The 26,813-nt window shown below is 69.9% G+C and carries 19 protein-coding genes and 1 other RNA gene; 7 read left to right on the top strand and 13 right to left on the bottom strand.

Translation table 11 applies throughout. The annotated features are described in order from the left end of the window. Positions 1-39: 39 nt before the first annotated feature. Positions 40-3,162 carry an alpha-mannosidase gene (locus tag KIH73_RS07385; RefSeq protein WP_219082087.1) on the bottom strand — a complete coding sequence of 1,041 codons (3,123 nt, stop codon included), beginning with the start codon at positions 3,160-3,162 and terminating at the stop codon, positions 40-42. A 400-nt stretch (positions 3,163-3,562) separates the two neighbouring features. Here KIH73_RS07385 and KIH73_RS07380 point away from each other — a divergent pair, with 400 nt between their 5' ends. After that, positions 3,563-4,858, top strand: coding sequence for a glycoside hydrolase family 125 protein (locus KIH73_RS07380; RefSeq protein ID WP_219082085.1), 1,296 nt, complete (start codon positions 3,563-3,565; stop codon positions 4,856-4,858). Positions 4,859-5,009: 151 nt separating this feature from the next. Here the strand turns inward: KIH73_RS07380 and KIH73_RS07375 are convergent, their stop codons facing one another. From KIH73_RS07375 to KIH73_RS07345, 7 genes are all read right to left on the bottom strand, one after another. Beyond that, positions 5,010-6,740, bottom strand: coding sequence for a dipeptide ABC transporter ATP-binding protein (locus tag KIH73_RS07375; protein ID WP_219082083.1), 1,731 nt, complete (start codon positions 6,738-6,740; stop codon positions 5,010-5,012). Further along, entirely contained in the window at positions 6,733-7,848 is a 1,116-nt protein-coding gene (locus tag KIH73_RS07370) for an ABC transporter permease (RefSeq protein WP_219082081.1), read from the bottom strand. The genes KIH73_RS07375 and KIH73_RS07370 overlap by 8 nt, the downstream gene beginning before the upstream one ends. A 2-nt stretch (positions 7,849-7,850) precedes the next feature. Further along, entirely contained in the window at positions 7,851-8,876 is a 1,026-nt protein-coding gene (locus KIH73_RS07365; protein WP_236022655.1) for an ABC transporter permease, read from the bottom strand. A gap of 192 nt (positions 8,877-9,068) precedes the next feature. Then, complete coding sequence (locus KIH73_RS07360; RefSeq protein ID WP_219082077.1) at positions 9,069-10,706, bottom strand: ABC transporter substrate-binding protein; 1,638 nt, start codon at positions 10,704-10,706, stop codon at positions 9,069-9,071. A gap of 319 nt (positions 10,707-11,025) precedes the next feature. After that, positions 11,026-12,282, bottom strand: coding sequence for an N-acetylglucosamine-6-phosphate deacetylase (nagA, locus tag KIH73_RS07355; protein WP_219082075.1), 1,257 nt, complete (start codon positions 12,280-12,282; stop codon positions 11,026-11,028). A gap of 49 nt (positions 12,283-12,331) precedes the next feature. Then, positions 12,332-13,144 (bottom strand): glucosamine-6-phosphate deaminase, encoded by an 813-nt coding sequence (gene nagB / locus KIH73_RS07350; protein WP_219082072.1) that lies wholly within the window; start codon positions 13,142-13,144, stop codon positions 12,332-12,334. Positions 13,145-13,440: 296 nt separating this feature from the next. Continuing rightward, positions 13,441-14,340, bottom strand: a complete 900-nt coding sequence (locus KIH73_RS07345; protein ID WP_219082069.1) for an ROK family protein — start codon at positions 14,338-14,340, stop codon at positions 13,441-13,443. Between the two features lie 210 nt (positions 14,341-14,550). Here KIH73_RS07345 and KIH73_RS07340 point away from each other — a divergent pair, with 210 nt between their 5' ends. Then, positions 14,551-17,223 carry a transglutaminase-like domain-containing protein gene (locus tag KIH73_RS07340; protein ID WP_219082067.1) on the top strand — a complete coding sequence of 891 codons (2,673 nt, stop codon included), beginning with the start codon at positions 14,551-14,553 and terminating at the stop codon, positions 17,221-17,223. Positions 17,224-17,308: 85 nt separating this feature from the next. Next, entirely contained in the window at positions 17,309-18,433 is a 1,125-nt protein-coding gene (locus KIH73_RS07335; RefSeq protein WP_219082065.1) for an ROK family transcriptional regulator, read from the top strand. Positions 18,434-18,615: 182 nt separating this feature from the next. Here the strand turns inward: KIH73_RS07335 and KIH73_RS07330 are convergent, their stop codons facing one another. Further along, positions 18,616-19,347 carry a copper homeostasis protein CutC gene (locus KIH73_RS07330; protein ID WP_219082063.1) on the bottom strand — a complete coding sequence of 244 codons (732 nt, stop codon included), beginning with the start codon at positions 19,345-19,347 and terminating at the stop codon, positions 18,616-18,618. 355 nt (positions 19,348-19,702) lie between these two features. Between KIH73_RS07330 and KIH73_RS07325 the strand changes: the two genes are divergently transcribed. Both KIH73_RS07325 and KIH73_RS07320 read left to right on the top strand, forming a co-directional pair. After that, the gene (locus KIH73_RS07325; RefSeq protein ID WP_219082061.1) at positions 19,703-20,917 is read left to right on the top strand and encodes an ROK family transcriptional regulator; all 1,215 of its coding nucleotides are present in this window, start codon (positions 19,703-19,705) and stop codon (positions 20,915-20,917) included. An 84-nt stretch (positions 20,918-21,001) separates the two neighbouring features. Continuing rightward, the gene (locus tag KIH73_RS07320; RefSeq protein WP_219082059.1) at positions 21,002-21,904 is read left to right on the top strand and encodes a carbohydrate kinase family protein; all 903 of its coding nucleotides are present in this window, start codon (positions 21,002-21,004) and stop codon (positions 21,902-21,904) included. Positions 21,905-22,221: 317 nt separating this feature from the next. On the opposite strand, the gene KIH73_RS11060 is transcribed toward KIH73_RS07320, so the two are convergent. From KIH73_RS11060 to ssrA, 3 genes are all read right to left on the bottom strand, one after another. Continuing rightward, positions 22,222-22,599: a GNAT family N-acetyltransferase gene (locus KIH73_RS11060; protein ID WP_274608174.1), complete on the bottom strand. Its 378-nt coding sequence runs from the start codon at positions 22,597-22,599 to the stop codon at positions 22,222-22,224. A gap of 127 nt (positions 22,600-22,726) precedes the next feature. Next, positions 22,727-22,912 (bottom strand): hypothetical protein, encoded by a 186-nt coding sequence (locus KIH73_RS07310; RefSeq protein ID WP_219082055.1) that lies wholly within the window; start codon positions 22,910-22,912, stop codon positions 22,727-22,729. A 314-nt stretch (positions 22,913-23,226) separates the two neighbouring features. Next, positions 23,227-23,625, bottom strand: a transfer-messenger RNA (tmRNA) gene (gene ssrA, locus KIH73_RS07305). Between the two features lie 165 nt (positions 23,626-23,790). Here ssrA and KIH73_RS07300 point away from each other — a divergent pair. Together KIH73_RS07300 and KIH73_RS07295 are read left to right on the top strand one after the other, a co-directional pair. Continuing rightward, on the top strand, positions 23,791-25,098 hold the full coding sequence (locus KIH73_RS07300) for an alpha-L-fucosidase (protein ID WP_219082052.1): 1,308 nt from the start codon (positions 23,791-23,793) through the stop codon (positions 25,096-25,098). A gap of 259 nt (positions 25,099-25,357) precedes the next feature. Next, positions 25,358-26,617 carry an AGE family epimerase/isomerase gene (locus KIH73_RS07295; protein ID WP_219082050.1) on the top strand — a complete coding sequence of 420 codons (1,260 nt, stop codon included), beginning with the start codon at positions 25,358-25,360 and terminating at the stop codon, positions 26,615-26,617. Positions 26,618-26,733: 116 nt separating this feature from the next. On the opposite strand, the gene KIH73_RS11100 is transcribed toward KIH73_RS07295, so the two are convergent. Further along, positions 26,734-26,813: IS3 family transposase (locus KIH73_RS11100; RefSeq protein WP_338023972.1), on the bottom strand; the 80-nt coding region annotated here is incomplete at its 5' end.

Raw genomic sequence — 26,813 nt, 5'->3', positions numbered from 1 at the left:
GGTTCTCCTTGACTGCGTATGATGTGCGGCGCCACGGGGTCAGCGCGAGATGCGCAGCGTGGCCATCTGGAAGGGGTTCAGGCGGATCGGCGCGCCGTCGGCCGCGTACCGGCCGCGGCCGGGCAGGCTCACCGGCAGGTCGGCGGCGAGCGCGTCGCGTTCGAGCACGTCGGTCTCGCGCACGTCGGCGCCGAGCAGCGCGCCGGCGACGCGCAGGCTCGCCTCGGCATGGCCGCCGGCCGCCTCGTACAGGCGCACGATCAGATCGCCGGAGCCGTCGTCGGCGAGCTTGATCCAGTCGATGACCGCGACGCCGCCGTGCACGTCCAACCGCACCGGCGGCTCGATGGCGGGCACCCCGTCGAGCGCGGGCGCGTTGACGGTCGCGGCGGTCTCGAGCGTGCGCTCGAGGGTCGCGTCGGCCAGCACGCTCCAGGCGAAGCGGTGCGCGCCGATGTCGGTGCGCGGGTCGGGGTAGACCGGCGCGCTGAGCAGCGACAGGCGGACCATCGTGCCCGCGTCGCGCCCCGCGGCCGGGTCGGCGGCGATCGGGGCGAGGTCCGAGCCGTAGATCGAGTCGTTGACGACCGCGACCGCGTAGTCGGGTTCGGCGACGAGCACGAAGCGCTGCGTGCAGCTCTCGAACTTCGCCTCCTCGCTGGCGGTGCTCTTGGCGATCGGCCGGCCGACCAGACCGTACTGGCTGTCGTACTGCGCGGTGGTCGCCACCGTGCCGATCGGCAGGTCGACCTTGAGGAAGCGCTCGCGCTCGTGCCAGTCGACGGCGCACTCGAAGTCCAGGGCCATGGCGCCGCGGCGCAGGGCGATGACGGTGTCGATGGCGCTGGCGCCGAACGTGGTGCGCACCGCGACGCGGGCGGACCGCCCGTCGCAGGCGACCTCGACGATGCGCCCGCCGTCGATGGCCGTGTGCATGAGCAGCGCGTCGCGTTCGATCTCCCAGGCGTCGTACACCGAGGGTTCGTCCCTGAGCAGCTCGTAGACGCCGAGCCGGGAGCCGGCGGGCACCACGTCGCGGCCGCGGGTCTCGTCCAGGATCGAGCGCACGGCGCCGTCGGGGTCGACGACGACCGTGAGCAGGCCGTTGCGCAGCGTGACGCCGCCGTCGGCCCCGCGCTCGGCCGTCACGTCCGCGCCGTCGGCCGGCGCGTCGGCCACGGGCGTCCAGGCGCGGCCGTCGATCCGGTACTGGGCGATGCGCGCCCCGTCCAGCAGGTCGGCGACGGGGTCGGCGGCGTGCAGCGCGTCGCAGGCGGCGCGGACGATGCCCCGCAGACGGTCCAGGTCGCGCGCGTAGTCCTCGCGGGCCTCGCGGTGCACCCAGGCGATGCCGGATCCGGGCAGGATGTCGTGGAACTGGTTGAGCAGCAGCGTCGTCCAGATCCCGTCGAGCTCGGCGCGCGGGTAGGCGTACGACGGGTCGGCGATCGCGGCGCAGGCGCACAGGTACTCGACCGTGCGCAGCATCGACTCCTCGCTCCGGCAGCCGCGCTTCATCGCCTGCTGGGAGGTGAGCGTGCCGCGGTGCAGCTCGAGGTACAGCTCGCCCTTGTACACCGGCATCTCCTCGCCGGCCTCGGCCTCCATGCGTTCGCGGGCCTCGCGGAAGAAGTCGTCCGGCGCCTCGATGCGCACGCGGCTGACGCCCTCGAGGTCATGGAAGCGGTGGATGTGGTGCATCATCTCGCGCGTGGGCCCGCCGCCGCCGTCGCCGAAGCCGAAGAGCATCAGCGCCCTGTCGGACAGGTCCTTGTCGCGGAAGTTGCGTTCGCCGTAGGCGAGCTCCTTGGCGGTCATCCAGGCGGCGTAGGTGTCGGTGGGCGGGAAGTGGGTGAAGATGCGCGTGCCGTCGATGCCCTCCCACAGGAAGGAGTGGTGCGGGTACTTGGTGGTGTCCCCCCAGGAGATCTTCTGCGTGAGGAACCACTCGTAGCCGGCGCGGCGCGCGATCTGCGGCCAGGAGCCGGTGTAGCCGAAGCTGTCGGGCAGCCACACGCCCTTGGGCTCCACGCCGAGGCGCTCCTCGAAATAGCGGCGCCCGTAGCTGATTTGGCGGATCAGCGACTCGCCGGTCGGCAGCATGCCGTCGGATTCCACCCACATGCCGCCCACGGGGATGAACCGGCCTTCGGCGATGCGCGCCTTCATGCGGGCGAACAGGTCGGGATGGTCCCGCTCCAGCCAGGCGTACTGCTGCGCGGAGCTCATCGCGTACCGGAACTCGGGGTCGTCGTCCATCAGCGCCAGAGCGTTGGCGACGGTGCGGGCGACCTTGCGGCGGGTCTCGCGCACCGGCCACAGCCAGGCCGAGTCGATGTGCGCATGGCCGATGGCGCCGACGTCCAGCGCGGAGGCGTTGGCGGGTTTGGCGAGCACGTCGGCCAGCGCGGCGCGCGCCTCCCGCACCGTGTCGGGCCGCTGCTCGTCGAAGGCGTTGAGCGAGCGCTGCAGCGCCTTGGCCATCCGCCAGTAACGCGGCGAGTCCTTGTCCAGCTCGGCCATGACGGTCGAGACGACGTCGAGGTCGGTCCAGTACTCCTCGAAGCGGGCGTCATAGGCGGTCAGGTCGGCCGAACGGAAGACGTACGGCTCGTCGGGCCGCCCGGTGGCCCGCTCCCCCAGCTCGGTCTCGATGAACGGCGGCACGCCGAGCAGCAGCGGGTTCGACGCGGCCTCCAGGTAGACGACGAAGCGGCCGTCGGCGTCGACGTCCACCTGCGGCGTGCCGTCGGCGGCGACGAGCGGCACCCAGTGGTTGAGCGGGTGGACGGCCTTGATGGCAGTGCCGTCGGCGCGGTAGACCAGGCCCTCGATGTGCCCGCCGCAGGAGTGGTCGTACCAGCCCAGGTCGATCATCAGCTCCAGCGGCATGCCCTCGGGCGCGTCCTGCGGGATGCGGCCGGTGAGCTCGAACCAGGTGGTGCCCCAGGTGGTGCCCCACGGCCCGCCGACGGCGAACGGCTCGAAGGCGACGCCGCCGTCGCGCAGGCGCGCGAAGAACCCGTCGGCGGGCATCGGCTCGCCGGGGATGTCGAAGGCGCGCACGCCCAGATGCGCCAGGACGGGGTGGACGCGCGGACGCACGCGCTGGCGGATGACCCGCGTGCAGCGTTCGAGCTGCTGGTCGATGTGCAAGAACATACGTGCTCCTTTGCCTCGTGGTCCGGGCGCGGACGCCTGGGAGCGGCCACGGGCGACCGCGCCCGCGAGACCACTGCCTGGCCCTGTCTGCACGACGGCTCCATAACCGTTGTGAACTAAATCGCTTTAGTTCATCATACACGAAAGCGGCCGCCACGATGCCGCAAACGGAAAAATGCCATTGATTTGGCTCTATTCCAATGTTTTTTCAGCGTGTTAACAACGTTAAACAAACCACACGGAGCCGTCGGCGACGCACGACACCCCCGACATCTCCCCGTTAAAACTAAATCGGTTTAGAATGGAACGGTCACGAACGCGACACTGCATCCCGCCACGCCGCTACGATTGTCCTGTACGGGTCATGCCGGCGTCGCCAGCCGCAAAGGAGCCAATCACCATGCCATACGAATCCGTCCCGCAATCCGTCCAGCGGTTCATGGACCGCATCACCGCACTGTGCGGCGACGAGCACGCGAACTGGGCCGAGGACTTCAACGCCGCGTTCGCCAACACGCTCACCACCACCGTCAACCGCCACGAGGACGGCACGACGTTCCTGCTCACCGGCGACATCCCCGCGATGTGGCTGCGCGACTCGACCGCGCAGGTGCGCCCCTATCTGCCGATCGCCGCCGAGGACGACGACCTCGCCGCGATGATCGAGGGGCTGGTGCGCCGCCAGTTCCGCTACATCGCCATCGACCCGTACGCGAACGCCTTCAACGAGGAGCCCAACGGGCGCACCTGGGATCCGGGCGACCGCTCCGACTTCTCCAGCCCCTGGCTCTGGGAACGCAAGTACGAGCTGGACTCGCTGTGCTACCCGATCCAGCTGGCATGGCTGCTGCACGCGAACACCGGCCGCGTCTCGCAGTTCGACGACGTCTTCGTCGCCGGCATCCGCCGCATCCTCGACGTGCTCGAGCTCGAGCGGCACCATGAGGACTCGCCGTACTTCTTCATCCGCGACTGCGACATCCCCACCGAAAGCCTGGGCGCCGACGGGCGCGGCTCGGCGGTCGGGCGCACCGGCATGACCTGGAGCGGCTTCCGCCCCAGCGACGACGCCTGCACCTACCACTACCTCGTGCCGGCCAACATGTTCGCGGTCGTCGTGATGGGCTACGTCGAGCGCATCTTCACCGACATCCTCGACGACGCCGGCATCGCCGCGCGGGCAAGGGCGCTGCGCGAGTCGATCGACGCCGGACTGCGCGGGCACGGCACGACGCGCAACGCCGCCGGCGAGACCGTCTGGGCCTACGAGGTCGACGGCCTCGGGCACGCGCTGCTGATGGACGACAGCAACGTGCCCAGCCTGATGTCCGCGCCGTATCTGGGCTACTGCGCCGCCGACGACCCGCTGTACCTGGCGACCCGGCGCACGCTGCTGAGCCAGGAGAACCCGTTCTACTACGAGGGCGAGCACGCCAGGGGCATCGGCTCGCCGCACACGCCGCCGCGCTACGTGTGGCCGATCGCGCTGTCGGTGCAGGGGCTGACCTCCACGAGCCGCGACGAGAAGGCCGCGATCCTCGACAACCTCGTCGCCATCGACGCCGGCACGCACCTCATGCACGAGGGCGTGTGCGTCGACGACCCGACGCGGTTCACGCGCGAATGGTTCTCGTGGTCGAACATGATGTTCTGCGAGCTGGTCATGGACTACTTCGGCATCCGGGTCAGGCGCTGACCCTCCCTCTCCCGGGCGCATGCGCGGCGCGGCGCGACTCGCATGCGCCGACGACAAGAACGGTGCCGGGCGTGCGTGGCGTCGACCGCTCATCGGCGATCGGCGCCACGCACGCCCGGCACCGTTTATTCGTTCGTTCCGTCCGGCCGGCTCACTCCTGCGCCAGCAGGGCGTGCAGCTCGGCGCGGTGCGCCCGCTGCTCGCGCGGGTCCGGCACCGGCAGCGAGGCCATCAGCTTGCGGGTGTACGGATGCTGCGGGCGGCGCATGATGTCGTCGGCGTCGCCGTGCTCGACGATCCGGCCCTTGTGCATCACCATGACGCGGTCGGCGAGCATGTCGACGACGGCCAGGTCGTGCGTGATGAACAGGCAGGCGAAGCCGATCTCGGCCTGCAGGCGCTTGAACAGCTCGAGCACCTTGGCCTGCACGGACACGTCGAGCGCGGAGGTCGGCTCGTCGGCGATCAGCAGCGACGGCTTGAGCGCCAAGGCGCGGGCCAGCGAGGCGCGCTGGCGCTGGCCGCCCGACAGCTCGTGCGGGAACCGGTTCATGTACACGCGCGGCAGCTGGACCAGCTCGAGCAGGTCGCCCACGTAGTCGCGGGCCGCGGCCGCGTCCGGATACCTCTTGTGCACGATCAGCGGCTCGGCCACGTTCTGCGCGATGGTCATCAGCGGGTTGAACGAGCTGCCCGGGTCCTGGAACACGAAGCCGATGTCGGCGCGCTTGGGCTTGAAGTCGCGCTCCCGCACGCCGTTCATCTCCACGCCGAGCACCTTGAGCGAGCCGCCGGAGACCTTCTGCAGGCCGGCGATCGCGCGGCCGGTGGTCGACTTGCCCGAACCGGACTCGCCCACCAGGCCGAGCACCTCGGAGCGGTGGATCTCGAAGTCGATGCCGTCGACGGCCACGAAGTCGGGCTGCATCAGGCGGCCCGGGTACGTGATCGTCAGACCCTTGGCCTCGACGGCGAGCGGCTGGTCGCGCCAGTCGTCCTCGCGCTCGATGACATGGCCGTCCAGGTCGCGCACGACCAGCTTCTGGCCGATGCGCGGCACGGCGGCCAGCAGCCGCTTGGTGTAGTCGTGCCGCGGGTGGTAGAACACCTGCTCGACGTCGCCCTGCTCGACCACATGGCCGCGGTACATGACCACCACCTGGTCGGCCAGGTCGGCGACCACGCCCATGTTGTGCGTGATGATCAGCACGCTGGCTCCGAACTCGTCCTTGGCCAGGCGCAGCAGGTCGAGGATCTCGGCCTGCACGGTCACGTCGAGGGCGGTGGTCGGCTCGTCGGCCAGGATCAGGCCGGGGTTGAGCACCAGCGCCATCGCGATGACGATGCGCTGCTTCTGGCCGCCGGAGAACTGGTGCGGATAGTAGTCCACGCGCGTCTCGGCGTCCGGGATGCCGACCTTCTTGAGGATGTCGACGGCCTTGGCGCGCAGCTCCTTCTTGTCCTTCATGCCGTGGGCGCGCAGGCCCTCCTCGATCTGCCAGCCGATCGTGTAGACCGGGTTGAGCACCGAGTTCGGCTCCTGGAACACCATCGCCGCCTCGCTGCCGCGCATGCGCCGCAGGTCCTCGCCTGACAGCGACAGCACGTCGAGCTCGCCGGAGCCGTCGCGCCGGGAGAGCATCACGGCGCCGGAGGTCGTGGCGGTCTCGGGCAGCAGCTTGATGATCGAGCGCGCGGTCACGGACTTGCCGGAGCCCGACTCGCCCACCACGCCGACCACGGTGCCCCGCGGGATCGTGAAGTTCACCCCGTCCACGGCCTTGATCGATCCGGCGTCGGTCATGAACGAGACGCTGAGGTCCCTGATCTCGGCGAGGTTGCCGCCGGGGGCGGTCGTCGCCGTCGCGGTCTGCTCACTCATTGCCGGGCTCCTTTCCGGTCGTGTCGTGATGCTCGGCGGCCATCAGCTCGTTGGCCAGCTCGTTGTCGGCGCTCGGCTCGACCTTCGGCTCGACGGAGGTGTCCTCGATCGAGCCGATGACCTCGCCCGCGGACTTGCGGGCGCGCAGGCGCGGGTCGGCGAGGTCGTTGAGCGACTCGCCCACCAGCGTGATGCCCAGCACGATCAGCACGATCGCCAGGCCCGGGAACACGGCGGTCCACCAGATGCCGGCGGTCACGTCGGCGACCGCGCGGTTCAGGTCGTAGCCCCATTCGGCGGCGGCGGTCGGCTCGATGCCGAAGCCCAGGAAGCCCAGGCCGGCGAGCGTCAGGATCGCCTCGGAGGAGTTGAGGGTCAGGATCACCGGCAGCGTGCGGGTCGAGTTGCGCAGCAGGTGGCTGGTCATGATGCGCCACGTCGAGGCGCCGACCACCTTGGCGGACTCCACGTAGGCGGAGCCCTTGATGCGCATGACCTCGGCGCGGATCGTGCGGAAGTACTGCGGGATGTAGACCACGGTGATCGAGATGCCGGAGGCCAGGATGCCGCCCCACAGGCTGGACTGGCCGCCCGAGATCATGATGGCCATGAGGATGGCGAGCAGCAGCGAGGGGAACGAGTAGATGGCGTCGGCGATCACGACGAGCACGCGGTCGATCCAGCCGCCGAAGTAGCCGGAGACCAGGCCGAGGAACACGCCGATGAAGATCGAGAGGATCACGGCCACGATGATCGCGATGACCGCGGTGCGGGCGCCCCACACCACGCGGCTGAACACGTCGAAGCCGCCGACGGTGGTGCCCCAGATGTGCTCGGCGCTGGGCGGAGCCTGCGTCGGGAACGCGGTGCCGTCGTCGCCGCGGATCTGCGAGTAGCCGTACGGCGCGATGACGGGCGCGAAGATCGCCACGAGCAGGAAGAACGCCGTGATGACCAGGCCCACGACGAGCATGGCCTTCTGCCAGCCGACCGCGATCCTCAGGTCGCGCACGATCGGCAGCCTGCCGAAGAACGAGGTCCTGCGGCCGACGTTCAGGCCGGCGAGCCGGTTGTCGCCGGGGACGGTGACCTTGGTTGCGTCGGACATGTTCAGTACCTCACTCTCGGGTCGATAAGGGCGCTGACCACGTCGACGATGAAGTTGGCCACCGACACGATGATCGCGATCAGGATGACGATGCCCTGGACGGCGACGAAGTCGCGCGCCTTGAGGTAGTTCGAGAGCATGAAGCCCAGGCCCTTCCATTCGAAGGTGGTCTCGGTGAGCACGGCGCCGGCGAGCATGACGGCGATCTGCATGCCCATCACGGTGATGATCGGGATCAGCGCGGGCTTCCACGCGTGCTTGGACAGCAGGCGCTTCTCGCTCACGCCGCGCGAGCGGGCGGCCTCGACGTAGCCGGAGTTGTAGGTGGAGATCACGTTGGTGCGCACCAGGCGGATGAACACGCCGGCGGTCAGCAGGCCCAGCGCCAGGGCGGGCAGCACCGCGTGGCGCAGCACGTCGAGCAGCACGGCCGGGTCGCCCAGCTGCAGCGCGTCGATGATGTAGAAGCCGGTGGGCCGGATCAGGCGGTCGAACTGCGCCTGGCTGGCCAGCGACGCGCGCCCGGAGGACGGCAGCCAGCCGAGCCACACCGAGAAGACGAGCTTGAGCATGAGGCCGAGGAAGAACACCGGGGTCGCGTAGCACAGGATCGCGAAGGTGCGGATGCCGGCGTCGGCGAGCCGGTCGCGGTGCTTGGCCGCGATGCGCCCGAGCACGATGCCGACGACCAGCGCGACGATGAGCGCCAGGATCGCCAGCTCGAAGGTCGCGGCGCCGTAGCGGGTCAGGATGGAGATCACCGGCTGGTTGTCGGTGACCGTGGTGCCGAGGTCGCCGTGCAGCAGGTTGCCGAGGTATTCGACGTACTGCACGAGCAGCGGGCGGTCGTAGCCGGCCTCGTGGATGCGCCGCTGCAGCTCGTCGGGGCTGAGGCGGCCGCCCTGGGCGGCGGTGATCGGATCGCCGGTGGCGCGCATCACGAAGAAGACGACGGTCACCAGGATGAAGACGGTGGGGATGATCAGCAGGAAACGGGTGATGACGAATCGGAAGAAGCCGCCCGACAGCCTGTTCTTCTTGGCGGCCCCGGCCTTGCCCTTGGCCGGCTTCTTGGGTGATTCGACCGCTTCCGCCTGGGTGTGTTGATGCGTCACGCGACTGCTCCTTGCGGACATGTGGTCATACGGTGATAGGTACGAGGATGCTGGGGATCCCGACGAGAGAGGAGGACCCCCAGCATCCTACGGATGGCTATGGCTTCAGGACTTGGTCACCGAGGCGTAGCGGAATCGGAACGAGGCATCGAGCACGACGCCGTCGATGTTCGTGCGGGTCGCCGCGGTCTGGGCGCCCTGCAGCAGCGGGATGGTCGGCACGTCCTCGGTCACGAGGTCCTGGATCTGCTCGAGCATCTGGATGCGGGCGTCGTGGTCCTGCTCGCCGGCCTGGTCGGTGATCAGGGTGTTGACCTGCTCGTTCGTGTAGCCGTTCATGACGAAGTTGCCGTCGCGGAAGAACGGGGACAGGTAGTTGTCCGGATCGGAGTAGTCCGGGAACCAGCCGAGCTGGTAGGCCGGGTAGGAGCCGTCGGAGTCGTCGGTCACCAGGCGCTGCTCGCTGTACTGGGTCCACTCGGTCTGCTGCAGGTCGACGGTGAACAGGCCGCTGTCCTCGAGCTGCGACTTGATGGCCGCGTACTCGTCGGCGGAGCTGGAGCCGTAGTGGTCGCCGTTGTACTGCAGGTTCAGGGCCACCGGGGTCTCGACGCCCGCGTCGGCCAGGATCTGCGCGGCCTGGTCGGCGTCGGGACCGCCCTCGCCGTCGCCGTAGGCGGCCTTCAGCGTGTCGTCGTGGCCCTCGAGGCCGTCGGGGATGTAGGAGTACATCGGGGTGTAGGTGCCCTTGTACACGCGCTCGGAGAGGTCCTCGCGGTCGATCAGCGCGGCGACGGCCTGGCGGACGGCCTTGGCCTTGTCGGCGTCGGCGTCGGGCTGGGACTCGCCGTAGGGCTGGATCTTGAAGTTGAACGCCAGGAAGCGCTCCTCGCCGCCCGGGCCCTCGACGATGTTGATGTCGTCGTTGGAGGACAGGTCCTCGATGTCGGTCGGGGTCAGCGAGCGGAACGCGATGTCGACCTGGCCCTGCTCGATGGCCATCTTCAGGTTCGAGGTGTCGGCGAAGTACTGCACCTGCACGGCGTCGTTCTGCGCCGGGGTCAGGCCTTCGTAGCTGTCGTTCCTGGCGTAGGAGGCGGTCTCGTTGAGCGTGAACGAGGTCAGCGTGTACGGGCCGGCGAAGGCGTTCCCCTCGACGATCGCGTCGGCGTCGGTCAGCGCGTCCGCGCTGAACACGTCCTCGTCGACGATCGGGCCGGCGGGGCTGGAGAGCACCTGCTTGAGGGTCACGTCGAACGGCACGGCGGCGTTGAACACCACGGTGGTGTCGTCCGGGGCGTCGACGGAGGTGATGTTGGCCAGCAGGGAGACCGGGCCGTTGGGATCGTTGATGGCCGTGATGCGGTCGAAGGAGAACTTGACGTCGGAGGCCGTCAGCGGGTTGCCGTTGGCGAAGGTCAGGCCCTCCTTGAGCTTGACGGTGAACTGGGTGCCGTCCTCGCTCCAGGTGCCGTCGTCGGCGGCGATGTCCGGGCTGAGCTCGGAGGTGTTGTAGTCCTGCGCGTACAGGAACGGGAACACCTGGATCTGCACGGCGTACGAGCCGTTGTCGTAGGAGCCGGCCGGGTCGAGGCTGGTGATCTTGTCGGTGGTGCCGATGGTGATGGTGGAAGAGTCGTTCGTCGTGGCGTCGGTGGCGGCGTCGTCGCGCACGCCGCATGCGGCCAGCGAGGCCACGGCCGCCACGGAGGCGATGGCGGCGATAACTTTCTTGCGGTTCACTTGATGAATCCTCTCTCTGTCGTACTGCGGTCCGCGGGGACGGCGTCCGGCCCCAACGGGGTCCGGCTGCGCTCGGGCGCTTTTGACTCCCTCGCACACGTCGCCGGGGACCTCGGGAAACCGCCCCGTCATATGACCGGCGGGAGGCGCCGACGGCGTCTCGGATCCGACCGGGTCCGGCGAACGGGCTTGGGTTCCCTTGAGATTCCAACGATGCTCGACGATGGAGGATTTATGACGGCAAAAGTCCGCATGGTGAGACCAATATCGACAATCGTCTCACCATGCGGACTTTGCGGGGATTCTCAGAAGGCTGGCGTCATTTCAGGGCGCGTCCGGCGCACCACACGCGCTCCACCAGCCAGTCGGCCGGGTCGGTCAGCAGCAGGTCGGCGGCGTAGCCGGGCGAGACCAGGCCCAGCGGTGCGCCGGTCACGGCGTTGGGCCGGTCGAAGCCGAAGGTGCGCGCCGGCGTGAGCGTGGCCGCCTCGACCGCGTCCACCGGCGAGACGCCCAGCTCGGTGACCGCCCTGCGCACGGCGACCTCCAGCAGCAGCGTCGAGCCGGCGATCGCGCCGTTCGACACGAGCCGCGCATGCCCGTCGACCACGTTGACGTCCAGGGCGCCGAGCTTGTAGGCGCCGTCCGGGCAGTCCGTGGCGGCCATCGCGTCGGTGACGAACGCCGTGCGGTGCGGGGCGAAGCGCATGCCGAGCCGCACCATCGGGTCCTGGACGTGGAAGCCGTCGTTGATGATCTCGATGGTGACGCGCGGATCCTCGACCGCCGCGGGGATCGGGCCCGGCTCGCGGTGGTGCAGGCCGTTCATCGCGTTGAACATGTGCGTCATGATGCCGGCGCCGGCGTCGAAGCCGCGCCTGGCCGTGGCGTAGTCGGCGTCGCAGTGGCCGACCGCCGGCACGACGCCGGCCTCGGCGAACCGCCGGATCGCGCCGATGCCGTGCGGCAGCTCGGGCGCGATGGTGATCTGGCGCAGCGTGCCGCCGGCCGCGTCCAGCAGCCGCTCGACCAGCTCGGGCACCGGGTCGCGCAGGCATTCGGGGTCGTGGGCGCCCTTGCGCGCGAGCGCGAGGAACGGCCCCTCCAGATGCGAGCCGAGCACGTCGGGGCGGCGCTCCATCGCCGCGCGGACGTTGCGCAGGTTCTCGCACATCACGTCGATCGGATTGGTGATCAGCGAGAGCACCTGGCGCGTGGTGCCGTGCACGGCGTGCCCGGCGCGCGCGACGTCGATGCCCTCGGGGCCGTCGTCGAACGAGCGCTCCCACGATCCGTGCGCGTGGATGTCCACGTAGCCCGGGGTGAGCACCCGGCCGCCGGCGTCCACGATGGCCGTCCCGTCCGCCGGGTCGACGGCGATCGACCGGCAGGCGTGCTCGAAGGCCTCCTCGTCGGTGCCGGTCGCCGTGATGACCCCGTCGGCCGCGGTCACCCAGAAGTGCTCCTGCACGCCCCGGGCGTCGACCTTCCGGGCGCCGCGGATCGCGATGCGCTCCGGCTCCCCCGTGATGGCGGCGGTCACCTGCTTCACCGTCTCCCATCGGTTCTGGTCCATTGCTCCTCCTTTGCGAATCGGACTGGTCACGTCGCCGCCGCGCACGCGCTCAGATGCCCTGCCAGGCCGGCTTGTGCTCGTACGCGTACTTGTAGTAGTCCTTGTGGCGCAGGCGCGAGGCGGCCGCGTCGTCCACGATGATCGTGGCGTGCGGGTGCATCTGCAGCGCCGACGCCGGGCAGAACGAGGACACGCCGCCCTCGCAGGTCTCGGCGATGGCCTCGGCCTTGCCCTCGCCGAAGGCCAGCAGCACCAGGTGGCGGGCCTTGAGGATCGTGCCGATGCCCTGCGTGATGCAGTGCGTGGGCACCTGGTCGATGTCGTCGTCGAAGAACCGGGCGTTGTCGATGCGCGTGCGCTCGGCCAGCGTCTTGATGCGCGTGCCCGAGGCCAGCGAGGAGCCCGGCTCGTTGAACCCCACGTGGCCGTCGCTGCCGATGCCCAGGATCTGCACGTCGATGCCGCCGGCGGCCTCGATGGCGGCGTCGTAGGCCGCGCCGGCCCCGGCGATCAGGCCGCCGTCCTCCAGCGGGGCGCCGTCGAGCACGTCGCCGGGGACGTGCACCTTGGCCGGATCCAGGCCCAGCGGCTCGACCACGGTGCGCCGGATCGTCGAGTGGTAGGACTCGGGGTGCTCCAGCGGCAGGCCGATGTACTCGTCGAGCGCGAAGCCCTGCACGCGGCTCATGTCGATCCCCTCCCGACGCACCGTCGCCGCCAGCGCGCGGTAGGCGGCCAGCGGGCTGGAGCCGGTCGCCAGGCCCAGCACCGCGTCCGGCTTGGCCTTGATCAGGTCGGCCACGCAACGGGCGTAGATCGCACCCGCTTCGTCCTCGTTCTTAACAATGATGATTTCCGGCATGTTTCAAGCCCTTCCTGACTTTTCGCGATTCAACCTGTCGTTAAATCGTTAACTTCCTTGTCATAAAAGAAGATACTCCCCGGCATACCCACCCGTCGTGGCGCCGCGGCGCGGCACGCCGACCGCCGCCGCAGGCTTCGGCCGATGGTCCGCGCAGAACCTTGAAATTCGGCCGATGCCCGCAGACCATGGGCCGAAGTCCGCGGACCCCATCGGCGTGTCGCAGCCCGGGCCGGCATACGACGGGGGCCGCGTGTCCGGAAAGGACACGCGGCCCCCGTGATCGTCCGGGCCCGTCAGACGCGCGGGGCGGCGAGCGCCGCGCCGATCGCGCCGATCGGCTGCTCGACCGGGGCCAGGCGCAGGCGGTCGGGCAGGTGCAGGGACTTGAGGAAGTGGCTGGTGGCCTCGCGGCGCTCCAGCTCCTCGACGATCATGTCGACCAGCGGCCGGCCGGTCTTGGCCATGCCGCCGCCGAGCACGATCAGACGCGGGTCGTACGCCTGCGCGACCACCTGCACGGTGTCGGCCAGGCCGTGCTGCACGATGCCGAACACCTCCAGGGCGTGCTCGTCGCCGGCCTTGGCCTTGGCGATCAGATCGGGCAGCGGCGGATCGCCCTCGGGCCACAGCTTGGCCACCGAGCCGCCGGAGGTGACGGTCTCCAGGCAGCCGCGCTGGCCGCAGTTGCACAGGTACTTGTTCGGGTCGACCGGGATGTGGCCGACCTCGCCGTAGGCGCCGCTGTGGCCGCGCTCGACCCTGCCGTCGCGCACCACGCCGGCGGCCAGGCCGGTGCCGAAGTTCAGGAACACCACGGTGTCGTCGGCGCCGATCTCGTCGTCGATGAGCGCCACGGCGCCCAGCGCGGCGGCGTTGACGTCGTTCTCGACCTGCACGGGCACGCCGAGCGCCTCGCCGGCCTCCCTGCCCAGTTCGAGCTCGACGATGTCGAGGTTGACGATGTCGCGCACCACGCCGTTGACGCTGTCGACCTGGCCGGGCAGACCGACGCCGACCGCGGCCGGCTCGCCGCCCATCCGACGCGCGATGGCGATGACGTCCTCGAGCACGTTCTGCGCGCCGGGACGCGCGGGGATGCGGCCCGTGTTCAGCACGTTGCCCTCGCCGTCCACCAGCACCGCCTCGATCTTGGTGCCGCCGATGTCGATGCCGACATATTGCCTGTTGTCCATGGCAGTCCTCTCTTTGCCTTGCCTGTTGTGAGGTTTCCTTCCATCCCGCCGCCACGGCGGCCGGACACCATCGCCCGGCGCCGAAAAGACGGTACTTGGCACCTTACCATCCGCCGGCGGCGCACACACCCGCAACACGGTCCGCCGGTACATCCGCCGTCGTAGAGTACTGCCGTAATCCATCCGGCCACGACCCCAAGGAACACCCCCATGACCGCACACGACCGTCTGCTCTCCGCCGACCTCGACGACTACGCCGCCCGGCAGTTCGACCGGCGCCGCGGCGCGCTGGAGGACGCCGGCTACGCCCTCCCCGACGGACTCGACGGCGACCGGCTCGCGCTGATGCGCCTGCTCGCCGGCACGCTGCCGCTGACCGACCTGCTCGACCGCGACCCGGCCGTGCTGCTCGACTACGTCGACCACGCGCTGGGGCTGCGGCGCGACCGCGCGTGGACCGCCTCGCTGCCCGAGGACGTGTTCGTCCACTACGTGTTCTGGCCGCGCATCAACAACGAGCGGCTCGAGGCCTGCCGCTCGCGCATCGCCGGCGACCTCGCCGGCCGCGTCGACGGGCTGGCGATGGAGCGCGCCGCCGTCGAGACGAACTACTGGTGCGCCGAGCACATGACCTACACGCCCACCGACGGGCGCACGATGGCGCCGCTCGGCTCGCTGAACCGCGGCGTGGGCCGCTGCGGCGAGGAGTCCACGCTGCTGGTCAGCGCCCTGCGCGCCATCGGCATCCCGGCGCGCCAGGTGTACACCCCGCGCTGGGCTCACTGCGACGACAACCACGCCTGGGTCGAGGCGCTGATCGACGGCACCTGGCGGTTCATGGGCGCCTGCGAGCCGGAGGAGCGCCTGGACCGCGGCTGGTTCGACCACGCGGCGGCCCGCGCGATGCTCATCCACGCCCGCGTGTTCTGCGACTACTCCACCGGCTCGGTGAACGTGTCCGCGGCCGCCGGCGAGGAGCACGGCATGCTGCTGGAGAACCTGACCGCCGCCTACGCGCCCGTCACCCGGTTCACGGTCGCGGTCGCCAACCCCGACGGCTCCCCGGCCCGGCACGCGACCGTCGCGTTCGAGCTGCTGAACATGGCCGAGTTCTACCCCGTCGCCGTGCTGATCGCCGACGACGACGGCCGGGCGACGCTGGAGGTCGGCCGCGGCAGCCTGCTGGTGCGCGCCACGCTGGACGGCATGGCGGCCGAGACGGTGGTCGACACCGCGGCCGGCGACGCCGCCTCGGTCACGCTGGCGCCGGCGGGCGGCGACGCGGCGCGGCCGGCGGGCGCGGACGGATGGCGCCCCCTCACCCTGACCGCCCCGGAGGGCGGCCACGCGCGCAACGCCGCGCTGAGCGAACAGGAGCAGGCCACGGGCGCGCGCCGCGCCGAGCAGGCCGAACGGACGCGCACGCAGCGCCTGGCCCACCTCGCCGAGCAGGCGCGCACCGGCGAGCCGCGCCTCGACGCGCTGCTCGCCCAGGCCGGCGGCAACTGGCCGGCCATCGCGCGGTTCGCTCGGGGCGCGGGCGGGGACGGCGTCGCGCTGCTGGAGGCGCTGGCGCCGAAGGACCTCGCGGACACGTCCGAGGCCACGCTGACCGACGCGCTGGAGGGCGCCCGCGCCGTGCGCGACCACGTCCACGGCGTCGCGCTCGCCGCGGTCGACGAGCCGGAGCGCGACGACCTGTACCGCCGCTACGTGCTCAACCCGCGCGTGCGCTACGAGGAGCTGAACGGCGACCGCATGCGGGTGCAGTCGATGATCGGCGACGCCGACCGCGACATGTTCCGCGCCGATCCGGACGCGCTGTGGGAGCGCCTGGCGCGCTGCATCGACGACGCCGACAAGGACTCCCTGCACATCGGCGACGCGGCGCTGCTGCGCGCCCGCCACGCCTCGCGGGCCAACGTCGAGTCCGCGTTCGTCTCCATCTGCCGCGCCCTGGGCATCCCGGCCCGGCTCAACCCCGAGACCGGCGAGCCGCAGTACCTGCGCGGCGCGGCCTTCCGCACCGTCGCGCGCCGCGGGGTCGAGGCTGCCGGCGCGGGCCGCACGGCGCCGGCGGACGGGCCGATGCTGCGCCTGAGCGCCCCGGGGCGCGCCGAGGCGCCGCGCTACTACGTCGACTACACGATCGGCATGCTCGCGGACACCCCGCACGGCCCCGACTACGTGTCGCTGGACCTGTCGGAGCGCGACTGGGACGGCGAGACGATGGACGTCGCCGTCGAGGACGGCGAGTACCGCGTGGTCACCACCACGCGCCTGCCCAACGGCGGCCAGCTCGCCGCGACGACGACCTTCGACACGCGTTCGGCGGCCGCCGACGCCGACGGGCCGCGCACCGTCGAAGTGGAGCTGCGCTGGCGCGAGCCCGAGGAGAGCGAGCTGCTCGAGCGCCTGCCGGTGGAGAACCGCGCGCTGATCGACGAGACGGGCGCGAGCGTGCCGCTCAGGGGGATCGTCGGCGAGCGCCCGACGGTGCTGTTCGTGCTCGACGCGCACGGCTCCGAGCCGAGCATGCACGTGCTCGACGAGCTGCGCGACATGCTGGAGCGCCATCCCGAGCCGCAGGCCGATCCGGTGCTGGCGTTCTGCCCGGCCGACGTGGAGCCGAGCGCCACGATGCGCCGCATGCTCGACCGTCTGCCCGTCCGGCCGCGCGTCTGGGGCTGCGACCCCGCCACCTTCGAGCGCCTGGCGCGCATCCTGTTCGTGGATCCGGGCAAGCTGCCGCTCACCGCCGCGCTGGCGCCGTGCGGGCAGGGCGACCAGGCGGCGACCGGCGTGTACGCGTGCAGCGGGTACAACGTCGGCGCGGTGGAACTCGCCACCAGGCTGGCGTCCATGGGCGCTGCCCTACAATAGGAGGAACAGACACACCGCAGTACGGTCGGTCCGGCCGACACCGGCGTCCGCCGGACCGACCGTCCAGCCACCGGAAGAGCATGCCATGAATCTGTCGACTTTGTCAGCGTCCCTGCACGCCCCCGGCACGACCAAGGCCAGCCCTTCGGACGTGCGGCGAAGCAACAGGGCCTTGATCTTCAGCCTGCTGTTCCCCTCCGGGAGCATGTCCCGGGCCGAGCTCGGGCGGCGCACCGGGCTGTCGCGCGTGGCGGTCTCCGACGTGGTCGGCGACATGCTCGCCGAGGGGCTGATCCGCGAAAGCGGGCTCGAGCACACCCCCGGCAAGGGCAAGCGCGGCACGCTGCTGGCCGTGGACACCGAACGGCTGCGCATCGTCAGCGTCGACCTGTCGCAGGCGCATCTGGTGCAGGGCGCGGTCACGAACCTGCTCGGCGCGGAGGTGCGGCGCGCCGAACGCACGCTGGACTACGCCAACCACGTCACGATCGAGACCATCGGCGAGCTGATCGAGGGGCTGATCGAGGACGACACGGTCATCGGCATCGGTGTCGCCGCGCCCGGCGTGGTCAGCGACGGCGTCGTCAAGCGCTCCACCGTGCTCGACTGGCGTGACGTCGACATCAAGACGCCGCTCGAGCGACGCTTCGGCATCCCGGTCAGCGTGGACAACGACGCGACCTGCGACATGCTGACCGAACGCTTCTACGGGCAGGGCGGGCCGAACCTGATGTTCGTGCGCGTGCAGCGCGGCATCGGCGCCGGGGTGCTCATCAACGACGTGCCGGTGACCGGCGAGCGCCATGCCGGCGGCGAGATCGGCCACATCGCGCTGGATCCCGACGGGCCCGCATGCCCGTGCGGCAAGCGCGGGTGCCTGGAGACGCTGATCTCCGAAAGCGCGCTGCGCCGGCGGATGGAAGGGCTCGACGCCGCAGGCCGCTGCACCGTGCTGCGGCGCGCGGGCGCCTATCTGGCGCAGGCGCTGGCCATGCCGGTCGGCCTGCTGGACATGGCCGACGTGTGCGTGTACGGGCCGCCGGACATCGTCAACGACGACTTCATCGACGCGGCGCAGGAGTACATGGACCGGGCGACGGGCTCGTCGTTCCACGCCCCCACCACGGTCCGGCGCTGCCAGTGCGGCGGCGACATCACGCTGCGCGGCGAGTCGATCGCCGTGGTGCGCGATCATCTCGAACGGCTCTGATCCGGAGGGCGCCGAGAAGCTCGGCGCCACGCCGCGGGAGGCGCGCCGCTCGGGTCGCGCGGAGCGCCGTGAATCGTCATGAATCACCGTGAATCGCCGTGAATCGCCGCGGTTGCGGGAATCATGGCAGGGATCGCCGTCGCGCCGCGCCGGCGATCCCTGCGGCGCGGTGCGACGGGCGGCTAACGCATCGCGAGGACCGCCTCGCGCACCACGGCGCGGTCGGTCCGCTCGATGCCGGCGCTGCCGCCGCCGCCCGGACCGCCCTCCGAATCGACCACGCACCGGGCCGACATGTGGATCGCGGTCACGCCGGCCCCGCGCACCGCCGCGATCGAGGACGGGGCGATGCCGCCGCCGGCCTGGATCTCGATGCGCCCCGCCGCGTGCTCGACCAGGCGACGCAGCCGGTCGAGGCCCTCCGGCGCCGACGGCGCGCCGCCCGAGGTCAGCACGCGGTCGTAGCCCAGGCCGATCAGCGTGTCGAGCGCCTCGAACTGGTCGGGGACCATGTCGAAGGCGCGGTGGAACGTCACCTGCACGCGGCGGTTGCAGCGCCGGCCCTCGTCGCGGGCGCACTCGACCAGGTCGCGCGCGAACGGCACGTCGAGGCGGTCGTGCCCGTCCAGGCCGCCGACGACGACGCCCGTCGCGCCGGCGAGGATGGCCGAGCGCACGTCGCCCAGCTGCACGAGCTTCTCGGTCTCGTCGTAGACGAACGAGCCGGCGCGAGGCCGCACCAGCACCTGCACCCCCTGGGCGACCCCGACGTGCGCGCACGCCTGGATCATCGCGAAGCTGGGGGTCATGCCCCCGGTGGCGCCGAGCGCCACGCACAGCTCCACGCGGTCCGCCCCCTCGTCCCGGGCGATGACCGCGCCCTCGACGTCCTGCACGGCGATCTCCAGCGTCATGGCAATCTCCTTTGATGCTCGTCGTTCATGATGGCTTCCGACGTATTCACGCTAGCATCCGGCGCACCGCGGCTTCCCCGCCGGCGCGTCGCGGCGCGGCCGCCCCGCTCGGCGGCGGAACGACGACGGACGGCAGCCGGCCGGCGGATGCGGACAGGAACCCCGCCCGCCGATCGCCGGCCGTCCACGGCCGCTGCGGACCGACGACGGCCGGATGCGATCCGCCGGCGTCGCGACGCGGTATCAAACCGGTTCGACACGCCTGGGACACCGCATTGACAGCCGAAATTAACTCCGTTAATATATGAATCACGTTCATATTCAAGGGCGAACCAACGGCTCGAGGAGGTGTCGCATGACCAGTCCCGCCCACGCGGCGTCGCAGGCCTCGGTTTCGGAATCCAACCGCTCCCGCATCCTCGAACACCTCTACCACAACGGCGTCTGCTCGCGCGCCCAGATCGCCAAGGCCCTCGGCCTGACCCCGGCCGCCATCACCAAGATCACCGCCCGGCTCATCGACGCCGGCGTCATCGAGGAGACCGGAGACATCGAGGGCCGGCTGAACCGCCGGTCCATCGGCCTGCGCCTCGACGGCGGCAGGTTCCACGTCATCGGCGTCAAATTCGCCCGCAGCCTCGTCCAGATCGGCGTGTTCGACCTCGACGGCAGGCTGCTGTCGATCGAGGAGCTGCCCACCGTCAGCGACGACACCATCCCCCAGACCATCGCCGCCATCCACCTGACCATCGACGACCTGCTCGACGGCGACCCCGCCATCGTGGCCATCGGCATGGCCGTGCCCGGCCCGTACCTGCGCGACATCGGCTACGCCGCCATCGTCTCCTCGATGCAGGGCTGGCGCAACGTCAACTTCCCCAAGGAGTTCGCCCACGCCTTCCGCGTCCCGGTGTTCGTCGAGCAGGACGCCCGCGCCGGCGCGCTCGCGCAGCGCCTGTTCTCCACCGACGGCACCTGCGACACCCTCGCCTACTACCTGCTCGGCGAGGGCATCGGCCTCGGCGTCATCGACCACGGCGCGCTGATCAACGGCCACCTCGGCACCGCCACCGAGATCGGCCACGTCAGCGTCGACATCAACGGACGCCCCTGCGACTGCGGCAACGTCGGCTGCCTCGAACGCTACTGCTCGGCCGTCGCCATCCACCAGGCCATCGACCAGGCGGGCCTGCTCGGCCCCGGCAGCCCGGCGATGACCCACCGGGAGGCGTGCAACGCGCTGTTCCGCCTCGTCGAGGACGGCGACGCCCGGGCCACGGCCATCCTCGACGAGGCGGCGCGCTACATCGGCTTCGGCTGCGTGAGCATCTGCAACCTGTTCAACCCGCAGCGCATCGTCATCGGCGACATCGTCGCCGGCGCCGGGCAGCGGCTGCTGGACCGCGTCGTCGAGATCACGCGCGAGCACGTCAACCCCGACATCCTGCGCGAGACCACGATCACGCTGTCGACGCTGCCCTCGGACGCGGCCGTCAGCGGCGCCGCGGCGGTCGCCATCACCCAGTTCCTGGACCACCCCTCGATGTTCTTCGACGTCTCCCAACCGTAGCCCGGGCCCCACGCCCGGACGCGGCGACGACGCCAACGGATCCACAACCAACCAACCCAACACACCATCCAGAAAGGAACCCCAATGTCCAAGCCCATCGTTGTCTCCCTCGGCGAGCTGCTCTGGGACATGCTCCCCACCGGCAAGCGCGCGGGCGGCGCCCCCGTCAACTTCATCTACCACGCCTCGATGAACGGCGCCGAGGGCGTGGCCGTCAGCGCCGTCGGCGAGGACGAGCTCGGCGACGAGCTGGTCGAGGCCGTCAAGGCCGCCGGCATCGATTCGATGGTGCAGCGCAACGCCTGGCCGACCAGCACCGTCGAGGTCGCGCTGAAGAACGGCATCCCCGAGTACACGATCGTCAAAAACGTGGCCTGGGACCACATCCTGTACACCCGCGAGCTCATCGCGACCGTCGAGAAGGCCGACGCCATCTGCTTCGGCACCCTCGCGCTGCGCTCCCCCGAGTCGCACGACACGATCATCGAGCTGCTCAGGCACGCCAAGCCGGGCGCGATGAAGTTCTTCGACATCAACCTGCGCGGCGACCACTACTCCAAGGAGCTCATCGAGGAGCTGCTCGGCCTGGCCACCGTGTTCAAGATCAACGACGAGGAGCTCGTCATGATGCGCGACATGCTCGGGGTCGAGGGCGACGACGACGCGGCGGCGTGCCGCTGGTTCATCGAGCGCTACGACCTCGACTACATCATCCTCACCGGCGGCTCGGCCTTCAGCATGGTCGTCTCCAGGACCGGCGAGAGCTCCACGATCCGCACGCCGCGCGTCGAGGTCGCCGACACCGTGGGCGCCGGCGACTCGTTCTCCGGCACGTTCACCGGCAAGCTCCTGACCGGCTCGACGCTGGCCCAGGCGCACCGCGCCGCCGTCAACACCTCCGCGTTCGTCTGCACGCAGCAGGGCGCCTGGCCGGCGTACCCGCAGGAGGGCATCCCGGACTACTGCCATATCATCAACGGCGACTGACCGCACCCACGGCTCCCCATGTGCGTGGTCCCGGTCCCGCGGGGCGCTGGACCGGGACCACGCACGCCCGATAGCATCCGTCCGCCCACCAGCGTCGGCATCGAAGCGGCGTCGACGATTCCGATGCATCATCGCCGACGCCGGGCGCGGCCCAGTGTCGGGCAACACACAGTCCATACCGCGTTTATCAACCAAAACCGACGCCAAGCCGCGACCACGAACGGCGGCATCATCCGCGGATGACTGAGGCCGTCCGACGGCAGTCCGGCGCCACGCAACGCGCACGCCATTCACCCATCACGCCCAAACACAGCCGATTAGAACATGACGGTCTGGAACAGCCACAGATCATCACGGGCGACGGGCTCGAACGTTCTCGACCACACATGGTACCCGGGGTCGTAGGAGTCGACCCCCTCATCCTCGAAGCCCATGTCGGAGAACAATCTCACGCTCGCATCGTTGTCCGCGTCTATCTGCGTGGCGACATACGGACGGCGCCCGCTAACGGCGGCGTCATTGGAAATCCAACGGAGCACGCAGTCGATGATCATATGTCCAAGGCCGTGCCCCTGATACCGCGATCCGGTGGCCACGAACGAGATGGCGTAACCGCTGTCCGCGCCGAGGGAATCATCATACCCGAACTCGCAGAACCCATAGAGGTCGGAGTCACCCCGACAATACAAGACCATGCGATGCACGCCGGGAATCGTGCTCCCCAGATTCAGCCCGCGGATATATCGCTGCACGTCCAGCGCATACGAAGGCGCCCCACGCTCGCAGCATGTAAAGCGCCTCAACGCGAACTGGTCCGACCGCTCAATCTCGCGACTGCTTATCTGGCAGATGTGCACCATCGGTCTTCTTGCGTGTGATGCGGTTGGGACGATCGGCCAGCATCCGATGCAGACGCATCCACTTCGCGTCGACGGCATCCCTCGGCTTCCCGTCGATCGGGGGTGCGTATGCCGTCATGGGCCTCAGCCCGCTCGTGGTCGCGGTCATGGCATCCTCCTTCCGCCGTCGTGGTTTCAACTATACAGAGGCACTAACCTATTCTTTTTGTCCCAGCCGCGCAAACCGGCATGTCGCAACCCGCTGCGGGTCATGTGCCGTCGTCAGGGACGGCAGCCTCGGCAGGTGGACACGAACGGGTTCGCATCTAGCGCCATGATTCTTGCCCGCATCGCGCCCGCGCTTTCCCATGCGAACGCCGGCAACCACATGCCCTTCGCATTGTCGCCGCGATACCGTAATCGCCGAGAACCGTCGGAACGCCAACGAAAAAGCCCGCCCGGGTCACCCCGGACGGGCTGTGTGAGTGGAGCCGCGGGGAATCGAACCCCGGTCCGATGACCGTACCCTCAGTCTTCTACGTGCGTAGTCCGCTGGCCAAGATGGCTAGTGTTCTGCCTCCACCTATGTCGCGGACAACCGGTGGCAGGCATATCCGCAGAACAAGTCCCTCACGCGCCCTGCGGTGCGGCGTATGAGGCGAGTCTCCTCAACGACGCCCAGCTTCTCCCCGGAGACACGGGAGAGTGGACGGAGCGGCTGCTCGCTGGTTTAGATCTGGCGCGAAGCTCAGGCAGCGAGAGCGAACTCAGTGCGGTTAGATTTAGCACTTATTGTTTCGCGGGGGACATCCACGAGCGGACCCCGCATTCTCGGCACGCTTCCCTGCGACGAACAGGTCACCGTCGAAACCGATCGGCCCCTTTTCAGTTGTCAAGCAACCCGGCACCAGGCCGGACTTTTCAGAATAACCTCATACAGGGCAACACGCAACTCGGCGTGTATGTTCCGGTTGTTCGCCGATGGCAATAAGCTGGCCGGGGTGCCGCGCGCACGCCGACCCGCAGAACCGAGGAAGAGGAGCAACGATGACCTACCAATTCGACCGCGCCGCCTACGAACGCCGCATCGCCTGGTACCGCAGGGCCCGCTTCGGCATGTTCATCCACTGGGGCCTGTACGCCATCCCCGCCCGCGGCGAGTGGGTGCGCAGCGTCGAGCAGATGCCCGAGGAGGAATACCTGCCGTTCTTCGACGAGTTCGCGGCCCCCGACTTCGACGCCCGCGCCTGGGCGCGAGCCGCGCGCGAGGCCGGCATGCGGTACGTGGTCCTCACCGCCAAGCACCACGACGGCTTCTGCCTGTTCGACACGGCCACCACCGACTTCAAGTCGACCAACACCCCGCTCGGCCGCGACGTGGTGCGCGAGTTCGTCGACGCGGCGCGCGCCGAGGGCCTGCGCGTCGGCCTGTACTACTCGCTGCTGGACTGGCACCATCCCGACTACCCGCACTACGGCGACCGCAACCACCCGATGCGCAACGACCCGGAATGCGGCAACGAGCGCCGCGACTTCAACCGCTATCTCGACTACATGCACGAGCAGGTGCGCGAGCTGTGCACGAACTACGGCACGCTCGACATCCTGTGGTTCGACTTCTCCTACGACGACATGCGCGGCGAGGCATGGCGCGCCACCGAGCTGATCGACATGGTCCGCTCGCTGCAGCCGGGCGTCGTCATCGACAACCGCCTGGAGGTCAGCGGCGAGGGCTACGGCTCGCTCGCCACCGCGCACCCCGCCCCGTTCCACGGCGACTTCGTCAGCCCCGAGCAGATGATCCCGCCGGACGGCATCCACGGCGAGGACGGCTCGGAGCTGGCCTGGGAGTCCTGCGTGACGATGAACCGCAACTGGGGCTATGCGGCCGACGACCATCTGTTCAAGCCCGCCTCGATGCTGATCCGCTCGCTGGTCGAATGCGTGTCGAAGGGCGGCAACATGCTGCTCAACGTCGGCCCCGACGCCCGCGGCGCGATCCCGCCGGAGTCGATGGAGCGACTCGCGGCGATCGGCCGGTGGATGCGCCTGAACCGCGACAGCATCGTCGGCTGCGGCCGCGCCGGCCTGCCCAGGCCCGAGTACGGCCGCTGGACGCGCAACGGCGACCGGCTGTTCCTGCACCTGTACGACCGGCCGGTCGGCTCCCTGCCGATCCCCGAGGTGGGCAGGGACCAGGTGGCGTCGATGCGATATCTGGCGACCGGCGCCGAGGTGCCGGTGTCGACGAGCTGGACGCACAGCGACTACGGCGAGATCCTGTTCGCCGACCTGGGTCCGGATCCGTGCCTGCCCGATCCGATCGACACGGTCGTCGAGATCCGGCTGCGCTGACCGGACGCATGGAACGGCGCGGCGCCGGGACCGCAGCGTCCCCGGCGCCGCGCCGTTTCCGCATACGCCGCCAGACACCGTTCCCGCAGCCGGCCATCGCCCTCCATACGCCGCCGCACCGCGCGACCGTGCCGACGGCGTGTCTTAACCGCTTTAGCTCTATCATACTTAATGAAGTTAATAGATTAACTACGTTACCATCGCTGCCGATGGACGCGACGGTGGCCGTCCACGCCACCGCACCCAAGGAAGGACCGTCATGCCCGCCGCATACTCCCCCGAATCCTATGTGTTCGGCTCGCCCGAGAACCGCGCGCTGCTCGACGCCGAAAGCCGCGAACTGCTGCGCTTCGGCCACCGCTTCCCCGCCCCGGACGGCGGATCGTACTGGCTCGACGCCAACGGCGAGCCCGACCCGTCGCAGGGCATCCAGACCTGGATCACCTGCCGCATGGCCCACGTGTACACGCTCGGCGCGCTGGTCGGCGAACCGGGCGCCGGGGAGCTCGTCGACCGGGCGCTCGACGGCCTGCGCGGCCCGCTGCACGACGACGCCAACGGCGGCTGGCACCCCGCCGTCGCCGCCGACGGCACCCCGGAGCCCGGCAAGATCTGCTACACGCACGCCTTCGTCATCCTGGCCTCTGCCTCCGCGACGCTGATCGGCCGCCCCGGCGCCGACGGGCTGCTCGCCGAGGCGCTGGAGACCTACGACCGCCGTTTCTGGGACGAGCGGGCCGGCCTGGCCGTCGACACCTGGGACACCGCGTTCACCGAGCTCGACCCGTACCGCGGCATCAACGCGAACATGCACACGGTCGAGGCCTTCCTCGCCGTGGCCGACGTGACCGGCGACGAGACCTACCGCCGCCGGGCCGGTCGCATCGTCGACCACGTGGTCGACTGGGCGTCGGCCAACCAGTGGCGCATCCCGGAGCACTTCACCGCCGACTGGACGCCGGATCTGGAATGCAACCGCGACAGGCCCGACGACCAGTTCAAGCCGTACGGCGCCACCCCGGGCCACGGCATCGAGTGGGCCCGCCTGATCACGCAGTACGCGCTGAGCTGCGACCGCACCGACGAGCAGAAGGCCCGGCTCGTCGACGCCGCCGATCACCTGTTCGACCGCGCCCTGGCCGACGCGTGGAACGCCGACGGCACGATCGGCCTGGCGTACACCACCGACTGGCAGGGCCGCCCGGTGGTCACCGACCGCATGCACTGGACGCTGGCCGAGTCGGTGAACACCTCGGCCGTGCTCGCCACCGTCACCGGCAAGCAGACGTACCGCGACTGGTACGCCACCTTCTGGCGGTACATCGACGAGTATCTCATCGACCACGAGCACGGCTCGTGGTTCCACCAGCTCGACAAGGACAACCACGTCATCGGCACGGTCTGGCCGGGCAAGTCCGACCTGTACCACGCGCTGCAGTGCACGTTCATCCCGCGGCTCGACCCGGCCGTCTCGGTCGCCCCGGCGCTGAAGCGGGCCGTCGAGCAGACCGCCGGCTGACACGCCGGACGCGCGGCGCGCACGTCGTTCCCTCCCCTCTCCCTCCATCAAGGGGCCGCCCGGTCCGCACTGAACTGCGTCCCGTTTGTTGGACGTTGTTTATTAGGATACAGGGTCTAGGCTGTGAGGGACATGCTCCGGTATTCCTCCGGGGTGTGTCCCTCCAGTCGTATCTGGCGCCGTTTGGTGTTCCAGT

This window comes from Bifidobacterium phasiani, from assembly GCF_019331775.1.
Lineage (GTDB): Bacteria > Actinomycetota > Actinomycetes > Actinomycetales > Bifidobacteriaceae > Bifidobacterium > Bifidobacterium phasiani.
Note: the sequence above shows the minus strand (reverse complement) of the source record. Positions and strands in the feature narration are given on the sequence as shown.

Excerpts from the sequence above, each read along its gene's own strand:
- KIH73_RS07385 (WP_219082087.1), bottom strand. The coding sequence starts at position 3,162 with ATGTTCTTGCACATCGACCAGCAGCTCGAACGCTGCACGCGGGTCATC.
- KIH73_RS07380 (WP_219082085.1), top strand. The coding sequence starts at position 3,563 with ATGCCATACGAATCCGTCCCGCAATCCGTCCAGCGGTTCATGGACCGC.
- KIH73_RS07375 (WP_219082083.1), bottom strand. The coding sequence starts at position 6,740 with ATGAGTGAGCAGACCGCGACGGCGACGACCGCCCCCGGCGGCAACCTC.
- KIH73_RS07370 (WP_219082081.1), bottom strand. The coding sequence starts at position 7,848 with ATGTCCGACGCAACCAAGGTCACCGTCCCCGGCGACAACCGGCTCGCC.
- nagA (WP_219082075.1), bottom strand. The coding sequence starts at position 12,282 with ATGGACCAGAACCGATGGGAGACGGTGAAGCAGGTGACCGCCGCCATC.
- nagB (WP_219082072.1), bottom strand. The coding sequence starts at position 13,144 with ATGCCGGAAATCATCATTGTTAAGAACGAGGACGAAGCGGGTGCGATC.
- KIH73_RS07345 (WP_219082069.1), bottom strand. The coding sequence starts at position 14,340 with ATGGACAACAGGCAATATGTCGGCATCGACATCGGCGGCACCAAGATC.
- KIH73_RS07340 (WP_219082067.1), top strand. The coding sequence starts at position 14,551 with ATGACCGCACACGACCGTCTGCTCTCCGCCGACCTCGACGACTACGCC.
- KIH73_RS07335 (WP_219082065.1), top strand. The coding sequence starts at position 17,309 with ATGAATCTGTCGACTTTGTCAGCGTCCCTGCACGCCCCCGGCACGACC.
- KIH73_RS07330 (WP_219082063.1), bottom strand. The coding sequence starts at position 19,347 with ATGACGCTGGAGATCGCCGTGCAGGACGTCGAGGGCGCGGTCATCGCC.
- KIH73_RS07325 (WP_219082061.1), top strand. The coding sequence starts at position 19,703 with ATGACCAGTCCCGCCCACGCGGCGTCGCAGGCCTCGGTTTCGGAATCC.
- KIH73_RS07320 (WP_219082059.1), top strand. The coding sequence starts at position 21,002 with ATGTCCAAGCCCATCGTTGTCTCCCTCGGCGAGCTGCTCTGGGACATG.
- KIH73_RS11060 (WP_274608174.1), bottom strand. The coding sequence starts at position 22,599 with ATGGTCTTGTATTGTCGGGGTGACTCCGACCTCTATGGGTTCTGCGAG.
- KIH73_RS07310 (WP_219082055.1), bottom strand. The coding sequence starts at position 22,912 with ATGACCGCGACCACGAGCGGGCTGAGGCCCATGACGGCATACGCACCC.
- KIH73_RS07300 (WP_219082052.1), top strand. The coding sequence starts at position 23,791 with ATGACCTACCAATTCGACCGCGCCGCCTACGAACGCCGCATCGCCTGG.
- KIH73_RS07295 (WP_219082050.1), top strand. The coding sequence starts at position 25,358 with ATGCCCGCCGCATACTCCCCCGAATCCTATGTGTTCGGCTCGCCCGAG.